The sequence below is a fragment of the Butyrivibrio hungatei genome (assembly GCF_001858005.1).
Taxonomy (GTDB): Bacteria; Bacillota; Clostridia; order Lachnospirales; family Lachnospiraceae; genus Butyrivibrio; species Butyrivibrio hungatei.
Map to the genome: position 1 here is coordinate 1,470,419 of NZ_CP017831.1, position 13,671 is coordinate 1,484,089.

Genomic DNA, 13,671 nt, shown 5'->3' on the forward strand with positions numbered 1-13,671 from the left:
GCATTTATAAAAGAACATAATTCTACATTTATTGTTTTACCATCATGAATGCTGACACGTCAATAAAAAAAATGTATAATATTGTGACGAAGTATTTAAAGATAAAGGAAATTTTTATGCCAAAAGAAAAAGGTCATCTTATAGGTAGAATAGATGAGAACAGTATTGCAGAAGAATTAAATATAGAACCGGGAGACAAACTCCTTAAGATAAATGATCAGGAGATCACAGATATTTTTGATTATCAGTATCTTGTTCAGGACGAACATCTTGATGTTTTGATTCTCAAACAAAATGGTGAAGAGTGGCTTCTTGATATAGACAAGGATTATTACGAAGACCTTGGTATTGAATTTGAAAATGGTCTTATGGACAACTACAGACGTTGCTCCAATAATTGTATCTTTTGCTTCATAGATCAAATGCCAAAAGGTATGCGAGATACATTATATTTTAAAGATGATGATTCAAGACTTTCTTTTTTGCAGGGGAATTATGTAACACTTACGAATATGTCTGACGCAGATATAGACAGGATACTTAAATATCATTTATCCCCTATCAATGTGTCTTTTCAAACGACTAATCCGGAACTTCGATGCAAGATGCTGGGGAACAGATTTGCAGGTGAAGCTCTCAAGAAAGTAGACAGACTTTGTGCACCCGGGTCTGGTATTGAGCTTAATGGACAGATTGTTTTATGTAAGGGAGTCAATGATGGTGCGGAGCTTGAGAGATCAATAAGGGATATGTCCAAGTATATTCCTAATCTTCAGAGTGTGTCTGTTGTACCAGTAGGTCTTTCCAAGTATAGAGACGGACTGTATCCTCTTGAACCATTTGATTCCAAGGATGCAGCAGAAGTTATTGATCTGATAGAGAGCTGGCAACGCAAGATCTATGATGAACATGGTATCCACTTTATTCATGCCAGTGATGAATGGTATTTCCTTGCTGGCAGGCCTTTCCCTGAGGCTGATAGGTACGACGGTTACATTCAGCTTGAAAACGGCGTTGGAATGGTGAGACTTTTAATTGATGAGTTTGATGAAGCCCTTGAGGTTGCTGTTTCTGAGCATGGAGATCACATTGCTGGACTTGAAAGAGAGATTTCGCTTGCTACAGGAAGACTTGTTTATCCTTGTATAAAAGAGCTGGTTGAAAAGGCTATGAAAGTTTCAACTGGACTTAAGGTACATGTTTATGAGATAATAAATGAGTTTTTTGGCGAGAGAATCACAGTTTCCGGACTTTTAACTGGACAGGATATCATCAAACAGCTTAAAGGCAGGGAACTTGGTAGCACACTATATCTCCCTGAGAATCTTCTTAGAAGTGGTGAAGACTATCTATTAGATGATGTGAGGATCGGAGACATAGAAAAGGCTCTTGATACTAATGTAGGAATATCAAAGTGTGATGGACACAATCTTGTATCACTTCTTTTGGATATTCCTGAAGATGAATTATATAAAGGATAAGAAATGAGTAGAAAAAATATTGTTGCAGTAGTAGGAAGGCCAAACGTTGGTAAATCTACTTTATTTAACGCTCTTGCTGGTAGCAGGATTGCTATTGTTCAGGATACTCCTGGCGTAACAAGAGACAGGATCTATCAGGATGTAGAATGGCTTAATCATAACTTTACACTTATTGACACAGGCGGTATCGAGCCTGATTCAAAGGATGTCATTCTGTCTCAGATGAGAGAGCAGGCACAGATCGCTATTGATACAGCTGATGTCATTATCTTTATGGTGGATGTCAAACAGGGACTTACTGACTCTGACTCAAAGGTTGCAGATATGCTCCGTAAGTCAGGTAAGCCAATAGTTCTTTGCGTCAACAAGGTCGATAATTTTAATAGAGACAGCCTTGATGTTTACGAGTTCTATAATCTCGGTATCGGTGAGCCATTCCCGATATCTGCTATCAACAAGCAGGGTATCGGTGATCTTTTAGAAGAGGTTGTAAGCCATTTTGTAAAAGATTCTGTGAATGATACGGAGGATGACACTACTAAGATAGCTATCATCGGTAAGCCAAACGTAGGAAAATCATCTATTATCAATAAGCTTATTGGTGAGAACAGACTTATTGTATCAGATATTGCAGGAACCACACGTGATGCCATTGATACAGAAGTTAAGTACAATGGCAAAAAGTATACATTTATTGATACAGCTGGTCTTCGCAGAAAGAACAAGATCAAAGATGAGCTTGAGCATTACATGATCGTTAGAACTGTAGGTGCTGTAGAAAGGGCTGATATAGCAATTCTTGTTATCAACGCTGAAGAGGGCGTTACAGAACAGGATGCAAAGATCGCTGGTATTGCTCATGAAAGCGGTAAAGCTGTTATCATCGCTGTTAATAAGTGGGATCTTATTGAGAAGGATAATCATTCTGTAAAAGAATTTACAAAGGATATTAGAAATACTCTTGCATTTATGAATTATGCCGAGATCATCTTTATTTCAGCTGAAACAGGTCAGAGACTTGTTAAGCTCTATGATATGATCGATATGGTAAGCGAGAATCATGCCCTTAGAGTTTCTACAGGTGTACTTAATGAAATCATGACACAGGCGGTTGTAATGCAACAGCCACCTAGTGACAAGGGTAAGATACTTAAGCTGTATTACATTACTCAGGCATCTGTTAAGCCTCCTACATTTGTAATATTTGTCAATGACAAGAAGCTTATGCATTTTAGCTACACCAGATATATCGAAAATCAGATAAGAGAAGCCTTTGGTTTCAAGGGAACTCCTCTAAGATTCATTATCAGAGAGAGAAAAGAGGAAAAATAAAGAAATGAACAGCTTGAGTTTGTTTGGGGTTAGAGTATTTTGCCTTGTTGTTGGATACGCATTTGGTATGTTCCAGACTGCAGTTTTGTATGGAAGACTTAAAGGAGTAGATATCCGCAAGGTTGGAAGTGGTAATGCAGGTACAACCAATACTTTGAGAGTACTTGGAACTAAGGCTGGTTTTATAGTCCTTTTTGGAGATATGATCAAGTGCATTCTCGCTATATTCCTTACAGGATTTGTATTTAAGCAGATTTTTGGAAGTGAAGTATATGCAAGTTACAATTACTTCCTTAAGATCTATACAGCAGCTGGATGCGTACTTGGACATGATTTCCCATTTTTCCTTAAGTTTAAGGGTGGTAAAGGAATAGCAGTTACTTCAGGCTATATTATTGCAACAGGAACTCCTTTTGTTTTAGTAGGTCTTCTTGCTTTCCTTGTTCCATTTAATATTACACATTACGTATCACTTGGAAGTCTTTGCCTTTATACATGCTTTTTTATCCAGCTTATTGTTGAAGGCCAGACAGGAATCTGCAATATGGCTATCAATGTAATGCCTCAGGGCGTTAGGATTGAGATGTATGTTGTTGCATTCCTTATGACAGTTCTTGCTTTTTATCAGCATAGAACCAATATCCAGAAGCTTTTATCTGGAAATGAAAGAAAAACATATTTGTTCAAAAAGAACAAGATTGACTAAATGAGGGAAAATTGTGAGTAAAAACATCGGTATAATTGGTGCAGGAAGCTGGGGAATTGCTCTTGCTTACCTTCTTACCAATAATGGACATAAGGTTACAATCTGGTCCAGAAGCGATTCATCTGTTGAAAAACTAAAGAGTTATCATGGAAATGAAGATAAGCTTCCAGGAGTTAAGCTTCCAGATGATGTGATCTATACCTCAAAGATTCAGGAGGCAGTTGAGGACAAGAATATTATCGTTCTTGTTATTCCTTCTGCTCATATGAGAGAGACAGCAAGGCTTATTGCTCCATATATCAATCCTACTGAGGAATGTCAGCAGATCATTGTCAACTGCTCAAAGGGTATCGAAGAAGATACTATGATGCTTATGTCTGATGTCATTCTTGATGAGATACCAGGAAGTAATGTTTGCGTATTATCAGGCCCTTCGCATGCTGAGGAGGTTGGTCGTAAGATGCCAACAACTATAGTTATTGGAGCCTTTGATAAAGATATTGCAAGATACGTACAAAACGTATTTATGAATAACGTTTTTAGAGTTTATACTAGCCCTGATATGCTTGGTATTGAGATTGGTGCAGCTTTAAAGAATGTTATTGCTCTTGCAGCAGGAATTGCTGATGGCCTTGGATGTGGAGATAACGCTAAGGCAGCTCTTATTACAAGAGGTATTGCTGAAATGTCCAGACTTGGAATGGCAATGGGCGGCAAACTTGAGACCTTTAGCGGACTTTCAGGAATAGGTGATCTTATAGTTACCTGTGCATCTATGCATTCCAGAAATAGAAGAGCTGGAATCCTCATCGGACAAGGCAAATCCTATCAGGAAGCCATGGATGAAGTTAAGATGGTTGTAGAAGGCGTATATAGTGCTAAAGCTGCACTTAAACTTTCTGAAAAATACGAAGTTGAAATGCCTATAGTATCTGAAGTAAATGAGATACTTTTTAAGGGAAAAAAACCAGAAGATGCTTTAAGAAATCTGATGGAAAGAGATAAGAGAACAGAAAACAGCTCCCTCGATTGGTGAGGAAGCTGTTTGTTACCATTCACAGTTTTTGGGAGCCGCAAACTGGTTCCCTGGGGCCGTGCCCTGCCTCTGACCAGCAAACTGCGGTGGGGCCGCCAGCCTGAAGTTTGTTTTTGTTCATCCTTCGGATTTTTATGTTCATGGCATTATATTTCTTACTTTAAATTCTTTGAAACAAACTCGCCTTTGATTGCCATTTTTTGCATGTAAAGTTTTGGGTTTGAACAATTTCAAAAAAACGCCATTTTCTTATGCTCATAAGCAGCTTTTGAAACGCATGCGGTTTGCGTTGTCTGAAGCAGGGCGTTAAGAATTTATATAAGTGGTCACGCCCGCTTTTGGCGGGCTTTGTAAAAAGGAATAAGAGGTGACTCTGCAAGCTAGCTTGCGAGATCACCTCTTTTCCTTTTATTGGAGCGTAGCTCCTATGACCACTTATTATAAATTCCGCCCTGCAAGTATATGGCAAGAGCATGCGTATTAAAACAAAAGCTGCATGAGCATATAGAAAAGTATCGTTTTTTTGATTAGGGCAAAACAAAACTTTACAGTAAAAATGGCATCAAAGACTCAGACAGTGTTTCAAAACAGAATTTAAAGTAAGAAATATAACGCTCATGAACATAGAAAAATCCTTAGAGATTTACAAAAACAAACTTCAGGCTGGCGGCCCCACCACAGTTTGCTGGTCAGAGGCAGGGCACGGCCCCAGGGAACTAGTTTGCGTTTTCTCAAAAAACTGAGAATGGTAACAGCTGTTTTTTCTTTACTATATTTTGAAGATCATTAGTTTTTCTTCGGCTTGCAGACTACGTTCCCATGTGGTTTTCTACCGGATTCAAACTCAGGTCTTAGGATCTTGTTGACGATAGGTAAGAGGATCAGCATTATAGCAACGTCGCATGGAAGCTTACCTGCATTGGTGATTATTCTTGGAAGCATGATAGCTTTAAAGGCATTTCCTGTTGTGAGCATGATAAAGTAAGTGTTCATTCCAAGGTTGCAGATGATCTTAACGAGTAGCTCAGCAAAAAAGATATTCCAGATATTGATCGGTCTCTTGTAGAGGAAGAATCCGTATATAAGACCACTTACCATTGGAACTAAAGTGAACAAAAAGTTAAACTGTCCGTCAGGGTGAACCATGAACTTTACTATATCCATGGCTCCGCCAAAGATCATTCCAATCCAGGGTCCAAACAGAAAAGCAACAATTTGGTTTGGAATACTTGAAAAACCAATCCTTAAGAAGTCACCAATCTTAATGGTTGCAACTGAACTTAGGACAACAGCAATTGCTCCCATGACTCCGCAAAATACCATAACTCTGGTATCGGTAAGCTGATTCATGGTTTTTGGACTTAATCTTTCTTTGTTAAAAAAATTGGAGTTGGTGCTAGAATCAAGAAATTCATTCATAATAATACCTCCTTTGCAGTTTTTCCTTTACCACATCGGAGGATAAAAAAGATATTCAAACGATGTAGCAGCGGGATGCGAGACGTAAACCGCGGATAAACCTTCGTCCTAATGACAACTCCCTGTTCAAAAGGCACTTAACGCTTATGTCTCTACTCTGCGTTTGTTTTTTATTTTCTAGCATCATAATACTTTAGTGTAGTTTTTTTTTCAACAACTTTTTTGTAGTTATCATTCACAGTTTTGGGTAGCCGCTGGCTGGTTCACTGGGGCCGCGCCCTGCTTCTGCCTAGTCTAGCTAAGTGGGGCCATCAGCCTAAAGTTTGTTTTTGAGAATCTCTGAGGATTTTTCTATGTTCATGAGCGTTATATTTCTTACTTTAAATTCTGTTTTTGAAACACTGTCTGAGTCTTTGATGCCATTTTTGCTGTAAAGTTTTGTTTTGTCCTCATCATAAAAACGATACTTTTCTATATGCTCATGCAGCTTTTGTTTTAATACGCATGCTCTTGCTGAGCGCAAACCGCATGCGTTTCAAAAGCTGCTTATGAGCATAAGAAAATGGCGTTTTTTTGACAATCGTTCAAACCCAAAACTTTACAGCTAAAAATGTGCCTAAAAGACGAGTTTGTTTCAAAGAATTTAAAGTAAGAAATATAATGCCATGAACATAAAAATCCAAAGGATGAACAAAAATAAACTTTAGGCTGGCGGCCCCACTTAGCTAGACTAGGCAGAGGCAGGGCGCGGCCCCAGTGAACCAGCCAGCGGCTATCCCCAAAAATGTGAATGGTGATTTTGGACAAAAGAAAAAACTTCCCAAAAGAGGGAAGTTTTATCTATTTACGGTACGTAACATGTACTTTTGAAGTAAAAATGAAAGTGGTGCGTAGAACCTGTTCCAAGTAATAGCAGCTCTCATGAGTTTTAATTCGTTGTCATTGTATGACATGTAGCCATTTTCTAATTTGTTTGTAAGAGTACTATACTGATTGTTACTTTTGTCAATGTCAAAGTCAGTTTGAAGATTCTTTAAGTATTCGCTTAACTTTCTACGTTGACGCTTGGTCATCATAACTGCAAATGTACTTGGGTTGTTTTTTTGTAGCGTATAAAGACTTGTTGTAAACATTTTATTTCCTCCTTGAAAATTGCCTTTATTATTTTCTGAAAATATTGTGTCGAAAATGTGTACATGGTTTTAACAAATTTCAAAATTTATGTTTACAAAAACTTGACATAGTTTCCATAGAATCTTAGAATAGGCTATAAATATAAAAGAAAAGGCATTGATCGGAATAAGTAATTGTCACAGCCTGACAACAGAGAATAGCTGGTTGGTGAGAAGCTTTAGTTAAGAGTGATGATGAATACCTCCGTGAGCAGCAGAGGCGAAATTGCAGTAGTTTCTGACGGAGACTGACCGTTATATCAGGAGAGTATCGTCTTTTTAGTTTTAAGATCGTACTTATTGAGGCATATGGTGTGAGCTGTATGTGAATGAAGGTGGTAACACGGATTTTTTCGTCCTTCGCAATCAGATTGGTTGCGGAGGATTTTTTTATGCCTTCGCACCGTGAATAGAAAAAGGAGACAGATATGAAGATTTTCGAGGAACTTAAGGCAAGAGGACTTATCGCACAGGTAACTGATGAAGAACAGATAAGAGACCTTGTAAACGAGGGAAAGGCTACATTCTACATTGGATTTGACTGTACAGCTGATTCACTTACAGCTGGTCACTTCATGGCACTTACACTTATGAAGAGACTTCAGGAAGCTGGTAACAAGCCAATCGCACTTATTGGCGGCGGTACAACTATGATCGGTGATCCTTCAGGCAGAACTGATATGAGAAAGATGCTTACTAGAGAAGATATTGATCACAACGCAGAGTGCTTCAAGAAGCAGATGGAGAAATTCATTGATTTTGGCGAAGACAAGGCTATGATGGTCAACAACGCTGACTGGCTTCTTAACCTTAACTACATTGAGCTTTTAAGAGAGGTTGGTGCATGCTTCTCAGTAAATAACATGCTTAGAGCAGAGTGCTACAAGCAGCGTATGGAAAAAGGACTTAGCTTCCTTGAGTTTAACTACATGATCATGCAGTCATACGACTTCTATTACATGTTCCAGAAGTACAATTGCAACCTTGAGTTCGGTGGAGATGATCAGTGGAGCAACATGCTTGGCGGTACAGAGCTTATCCGAAGAAAGCTTGGTAAGGATGCTCACGCTATGACAATTACTCTTTTAACAGATTCTCAGGGAAAGAAGATGGGCAAGACAGCTGGTAATGCTGTATGGCTTGATCCTAACAAGACTTCACCATTTGACTTCTACCAGTACTGGAGAAACGTAGGCGATGCAGATGTTGATAAGTGCATCAAGATGCTTACATTCATTCCTATCGAAGAGATCCTTGAGATGGAGAAGTGGGATCCTTCAAGAATTAATGAAAAGAAGGAGATCCTTGCATTTGAACTTACTTCACTTGTACATGGCAAGGAAGAGGCTCAGAAGGCTCAGGATGCTGCTAGAGCTCTTTTTGCTGGCGGTGGAGATATGGCAAACGTTCCATCTGTTGCTCTTAAGGAAGAGGACTTCAGAGATGGCGTAGTTGATATCATGCAGGTTCTCGTTTCTGCAGGTCTTTGCGCAACAAGAAGCGAAGCCAGACGTGCTGTAGAGCAGGGCGGTGTTCTTGTAAATGATGAAAAGGTTACAGATGTAAAGACAACATATGCTAAGGACTTCTTTGCAGATGGAATCATGGTTAAGAAGGGTAAAAAATCCTTCAAGAAGGTTACATGCTAATAGACTGAATATTATTACTTAAGGGGTATTTACTGCATGGGTTACGACAACTTATTTCCTGATCATATCGGGGAAGAGGGTAGGTTTGATCAATTTGATAATGGGAAGGTCCTGGCAGGCAAGCAAAAAAATAAGCTTCCTGCCATGGGCTGGAATAGCTGGAATGCTTTTGGAAGTGGCAACACAGAGGCACTTACAAAGGTTATGGCTGACAAGATCGTAGAACTTGGCCTTGATAAGCTTGGTTATGAATATGTCATTCTGGATGATGGCTGCTATAAGCCAGAAAGAGTAGACGGCAGGCTTTCTAACGAGGAAGTTAAGTTTCCATCAGGCTTTAAGGCTTTATCTGACTATGTTCATGATAAAGGCCTTAAATTTGGCATGTACAATGACATTGGTACAAATCTTTGCGCCGGAGCACAGGTTGGAAACTGCGGCTACGAAGATGTAGATGCAAAGAGTTATCTCGAGTGGGGCGTTGATTTTTTAAAGGTTGATAATTGCTATTATCCTTTTGATAATGCCACTTTTTCTAATGCTGAAAATGCCAGATTTACATTTGCACCTAATATCAAGGCAATTAAGGTTGATGGCTTTGAGTATAAGGTAACTTCTGATGGTAAGATCACTGGTGATCTTGCAAGATTAGAGGATGACCATGTTACATTTCTTGGAACCTATGATGGTACTGGCCCTGATGCCAGTCCTGTTGGTCCAAGAAGTAGCGAGCTTATATTTGATATCTTTTCAGATTCAGAAAAGATTGTCAGCTTAAATGTTTTATATGCTACGGGCAAGAAAGAAGGCATTGGCCAATGGCTTCAGGTTGCCGTTGAGGACAGCTTTTTTTACGATGACCTGTTAAAAGAAACTGAGACAGAAGGAAGCTATGAGTGGAGCCAGGAAATTAAGATCTCTTTATCCAGAGGTAATAATAAGCTAAGGCTTATGAACCACAGAAGACAGGAAAATACTCTTAATTCCTATGCCAGACTTTTAAAAGAACTTAAAAAACTTGATCCTGACAAGGATATTTATTACTCGGCCTGTGAATGGGGCAAGACTCAGCCACATAACTGGGGCTATAAAGTTTGTGACTCCTGGAGAATCCTTAATGATATTACCTTTAGAGTTGGAAGCGACGGAGATCCTGGTCATGGCGCATGGATAGAGGACTATACTACAAGTGTTACAACTCAGTACAATAAGGCGGTTATCATGGATGAGTTTTCAGGCCTTGATAAAGGCTGGAATGACCCTGATATGCTGATGATCGGCATGGATGGTCTTACTGAAACTCAGAATAAGACTCACATGGCTATGTGGTGTATGATGAATTCACCACTTATGCTGGGAGTTGACCTTAGAAGAGTAAGTAAAGGCGATGAGATCTATAATATAATTGCCAATGAAGACCTTATAGCAATAAATCAGGACAAACTTGGAGTTCAGGCTAAACGTGTATATTCAAGCCTTGCTAAGGATGATCCATCAAGGGAATACATCAGAGACATTGACAGAGTCGATATCCTTAAAAAGAACTTATCTGACGGCAGACTTGCCATAAGCTTCATTAACCTTAGTCTTAAGGACAATAATGAGGAATATGCAGTTACATTGCATGATTTTAATCCTAAGGGATTTCAGAAGTACATGGTAAAAGATGTATATACCAAGGAAGAAGTCTTAAATGATAAGGATGTTTTAATGGTCAAAGGTCTCAAAGCCTGCGACAACAGGACATTTATCTTAACTCCAGTAGATTAATGGCTTTTGAGCAAAAGTATGAATTCTAAAGATTTTACTTATGAGCTTATAAGTAAATATGAAAAGTTAACAGGGCAAACCCTTTCAACCGATGATATAGGTTTCTATCTGACTGAGATCATTGATGAAAAGGGGAATGCCCTTTTTGAATTGCAGCTAACTAAAAGACAGGCAGCCAGAATATGCTATGAATTTATGAAAAATGCTCTTAAACTAAAGGATGAAGACTGGAAGGATGCTGGAAAGCTTAAAGACATCTATTCCTGTAAGGTCTGTGCTAATCCTATTGCACAGTGTTACGTAAGAGGAATCATATTGCCTCTTAGAGAAGACTTATTTGGATGTGATGATATCATTGGAACCGATGAAGCAAAAATGATAGTTAATAAAATAATGGCTCTAGTGTAGCTGTTTTATATCAAGAAATATAAGTGCTCCAATTATTTTTAAAACAAAGTGTTGACAAATAATTGGAGTAGTTTTATATTGAACATATGAACAGTCATTCATATGTTCAAATCAAAAAATGAAACTCGTATTTGGAATATGCATTTACTTAGGAGGTAAGAGATATGGCACTTAATGATGTTGAACACTGCGACGTGCACCATTGCCACAGCAATATTGTGCTGAAGGTTCATAGAAAACTTCCAAGTGAAGATGAATTATATGATCTTGCAGAGCTGTTTAAAGTATTTGGTGATTCCACCAGGATCAAGATATTGTTTGCTTTATTTGAGTCAGAAATGTGCGTTTGTGATATAGCTGAATCATTGGAAATGACGCAATCAGCAATATCGCATCAGCTCAAGATCTTAAAACAGAGCAAGCTCGTAGGTAACAGACGAGAAGGTAAACAGGTAGTTTATTTCCTTGCAGATGATCATGTCAGAACTATTATCGATCAGGGACTTAATCATATTGAAGAGTAAATTTTTAAAGCCGATCACGGCGGAAAGGATAAGTTATGAAAAAGACATTTAAGTGTGAGGTTGATTGTGCAAACTGTGCAGCAAAGATGGAGGAAGCAGTTAAGAAGATCAGTGGCGTTGAGAATGCCAGAGTTAACTTTATGACTCAGAAATTTACTTTAGAGGCTGCTGAGGAAGAATTTGATAAGGTTTTAGATGAAGCTGTTAAGGCTTGTAAAAAGGTTGAGCCAGATTGCGAGATCGAACTTGCCTAACTTATTTTAGAGGTTTATGGCTATGACAAAGAAACAGAAAAAAGTTAGAAATAGAATACTAATAGTTCTTGCTCTATTTGTTATCTTACTTATTTGTGACAAGACTGGGCTTTTTGATAAGACGCCAGAACTTGTAAGATTTGTATTATATCTGATCCCATACATCATCATTGGCTATGATGTTATCAGAAAGGCAGCTATCAACATAAGCCACGGACAGGTCTTTGATGAGAATTTTCTTATGATGATCGCTACATTTGGTGCATTTGGAATCAGAGAGTACTCAGAAGCCCTTGCAGTAATGCTATTTTATCAGGTTGGTGAGCTGTTCCAGAGCTACGCTGTTGGTAAGTCAAGACAGTCAATTACTGAGATGATGAGCATAGCTCCTGAGTTTGCCAATATTGTATCAGATGATGGGCAGGTAAAAGAAGTAGATCCTGAAGAAGTTAGTATTGGCGACGTGCTTCTTATCAGAGCAGGAGAAAAGATTCCTGTAGATGCTGAGGTTGTAGAGGGGGATTCCTTTATCGATACAGCAGCTCTTACAGGTGAATCTGTTCCTAGAAGAGTTGCAGTGGGAGATCAGGTTATCAGCGGATGTGTAAATGGTGAGGGTGTTCTAAAGGTCAGAGCTACCAAGGTTTATGAAGATTCTACTGTTGCCAAGATCTTAGAGCTTGTTGAAAATGCAAGTAATAAGAAGTCCAGAATGGAGAATTTCATCACAAGATTTGCCAAGTACTACACACCTGTAGTTACTATTGGAGCAGTGCTTCTTGCAGTACTTCCTCCACTTTTTGGTCAGATGGCATTTTCAGATAGTATCAGAAGAGCCTGCGTATTTCTAATAGTTTCTTGTCCTTGTGCTCTTGTTATTTCTGTTCCTCTTGGTTTCTTTGGAGGAATTGGAGCAGCATCAAAGATTGGTGTCCTTGTTAAAGGAAGTAACTATCTCGAGGCAGTATCCAAGGCAAGTACAGTAGTGTTTGACAAGACAGGAACACTTACAAAGGGTGAATTCAAGGTTACCTCAGTAACTCCTTATGAAAATGCTGTTACAGCTGATGAGCTTTTAAAGATCGCTGCGTTTGGTGAAGCTGTTTCTAATCACCCTATTGCAAAATCTATAGTTACTGCTTATCAGGAAAAATTCGGTGAAGCAGCCTTAAAGGATATGCTTTCAGATGCTAATTCCAAAGAACTTGCTGGACATGGTCTTGTTTCAACCTATGAAGGCAAGGAACTTCTCTTAGGTAATGCCAAGTTAATGTCCGATGAAGATATCTCTTTTGACCTGGCAAAAGAAGTTGGAACAGCAGTATATGTAGCTCTTGATAAGAAATTTATAGGTTCGATCGTTATATCAGATGTCATTAAGTCTGAAGCAAAGGATGCCATCAGTCTTATGAAGAAGGTTGGCGTAAAGAATACAGTAATGCTTACTGGAGACAGAAAAGAGACTGCTCTTGATGTGGCTTCTAAGATAGGCATAGATACTGTAGAATCTGAGCTTCTTCCAGCTGACAAGGTTGCGAAAGTTGAAAAATTACTCACATCAGAGGATAATGATAATAAACTTGTATTTGTGGGTGATGGTATCAACGATGCTCCTGTTCTCATGAGAGCAGATGTAGGAATTGCCATGGGGTCACTTGGAAGCGACGCTGCGATTGAAGCTGCAGACATCGTTATCATGGATGATGACATCAGGAAAATTTCACAGATCATCAAGATTGCCCGCAAGACTATCACAATCGTGAAGGAAAATATCGTATTTGCTCTGGCTGTTAAACTACTTATTCTTGTACTTGGAGCACTTGGTATTGCTTCTATGTGGCTTGCAGTATTTGGAGATGTTGGAGTAGCGGTTTTGGCTATCCTAAATTCCATGAGAGCATTGCGTCTTGAGAGGTAAGA

General features: G+C 38.8%; 12 protein-coding genes, 1 riboswitch and 1 other annotated feature. Of the genes, 10 read left to right on the forward strand and 2 right to left on the reverse strand.

Going from position 1 to position 13,671, the window contains the following annotated elements:
* Positions 1-116 precede the first annotated feature (116 nt).
* The 4 genes from bhn_RS06970 to bhn_RS06985 are packed head-to-tail and all read left to right on the forward strand — an operon-like array spanning position 117 to position 4,555.
* Positions 117-1,481, forward strand: coding sequence for a DUF512 domain-containing protein (locus bhn_RS06970; protein ID WP_083385804.1), 1,365 nt, complete (start codon positions 117-119; stop codon positions 1,479-1,481).
* A gap of 3 nt (positions 1,482-1,484) precedes the next feature.
* Positions 1,485-2,813 (forward strand): ribosome biogenesis GTPase Der, encoded by a 1,329-nt coding sequence (der, locus tag bhn_RS06975; RefSeq protein WP_071176015.1) that lies wholly within the window; start codon positions 1,485-1,487, stop codon positions 2,811-2,813.
* Between the two features lie 4 nt (positions 2,814-2,817).
* Positions 2,818-3,519, forward strand: coding sequence for a glycerol-3-phosphate 1-O-acyltransferase PlsY (gene plsY, locus bhn_RS06980; protein ID WP_071176016.1), 702 nt, complete (start codon positions 2,818-2,820; stop codon positions 3,517-3,519).
* A 13-nt stretch (positions 3,520-3,532) separates the two neighbouring features.
* The gene (locus bhn_RS06985; RefSeq protein WP_071176017.1) at positions 3,533-4,555 is read left to right on the forward strand and encodes an NAD(P)H-dependent glycerol-3-phosphate dehydrogenase; all 1,023 of its coding nucleotides are present in this window, start codon (positions 3,533-3,535) and stop codon (positions 4,553-4,555) included.
* 786 nt (positions 4,556-5,341) lie between these two features.
* Here the strand turns inward: bhn_RS06985 and bhn_RS06990 are convergent.
* Complete coding sequence (locus tag bhn_RS06990; RefSeq protein WP_083385805.1) at positions 5,342-5,974, reverse strand: folate family ECF transporter S component; 633 nt, start codon at positions 5,972-5,974, stop codon at positions 5,342-5,344.
* A 66-nt stretch (positions 5,975-6,040) separates the two neighbouring features.
* Positions 6,041-6,136, reverse strand: a riboswitch (THF riboswitch).
* Between the two features lie 674 nt (positions 6,137-6,810).
* Positions 6,811-7,107 carry a hypothetical protein gene (locus tag bhn_RS07000; RefSeq protein ID WP_071176019.1) on the reverse strand — a complete coding sequence of 99 codons (297 nt, stop codon included), beginning with the start codon at positions 7,105-7,107 and terminating at the stop codon, positions 6,811-6,813.
* Positions 7,108-7,255: 148 nt separating this feature from the next.
* Positions 7,256-7,510 (forward strand) — a binding site (T-box leader).
* 64 nt (positions 7,511-7,574) lie between these two features.
* On the opposite strand from bhn_RS07000, the gene tyrS reads away from it, so the two are divergent.
* The 6 genes from tyrS (at position 7,575) to bhn_RS07030 (ending at position 13,669) form a co-directional block, all read left to right on the forward strand.
* Positions 7,575-8,795 carry a tyrosine--tRNA ligase gene (gene tyrS, locus bhn_RS07005; protein WP_071176020.1) on the forward strand — a complete coding sequence of 407 codons (1,221 nt, stop codon included), beginning with the start codon at positions 7,575-7,577 and terminating at the stop codon, positions 8,793-8,795.
* A gap of 36 nt (positions 8,796-8,831) precedes the next feature.
* Positions 8,832-10,565 carry a glycoside hydrolase family 27 protein gene (locus bhn_RS07010; RefSeq protein ID WP_071176021.1) on the forward strand — a complete coding sequence of 578 codons (1,734 nt, stop codon included), beginning with the start codon at positions 8,832-8,834 and terminating at the stop codon, positions 10,563-10,565.
* Between the two features lie 18 nt (positions 10,566-10,583).
* Positions 10,584-10,973, forward strand: coding sequence for a hypothetical protein (locus bhn_RS07015; RefSeq protein ID WP_071176022.1), 390 nt, complete (start codon positions 10,584-10,586; stop codon positions 10,971-10,973).
* Positions 10,974-11,137: 164 nt separating this feature from the next.
* Positions 11,138-11,497, forward strand: a complete 360-nt coding sequence (locus bhn_RS07020) for an ArsR/SmtB family transcription factor (protein WP_071176023.1) — start codon at positions 11,138-11,140, stop codon at positions 11,495-11,497.
* Between the two features lie 35 nt (positions 11,498-11,532).
* Entirely contained in the window at positions 11,533-11,751 is a 219-nt protein-coding gene (locus bhn_RS07025) for a cation transporter (protein WP_071176024.1), read from the forward strand.
* 22 nt (positions 11,752-11,773) lie between these two features.
* Entirely contained in the window at positions 11,774-13,669 is a 1,896-nt protein-coding gene (locus bhn_RS07030) for a heavy metal translocating P-type ATPase (RefSeq protein WP_071176025.1), read from the forward strand.
* The last annotated feature ends 2 nt before the right edge of the window (positions 13,670-13,671 follow it).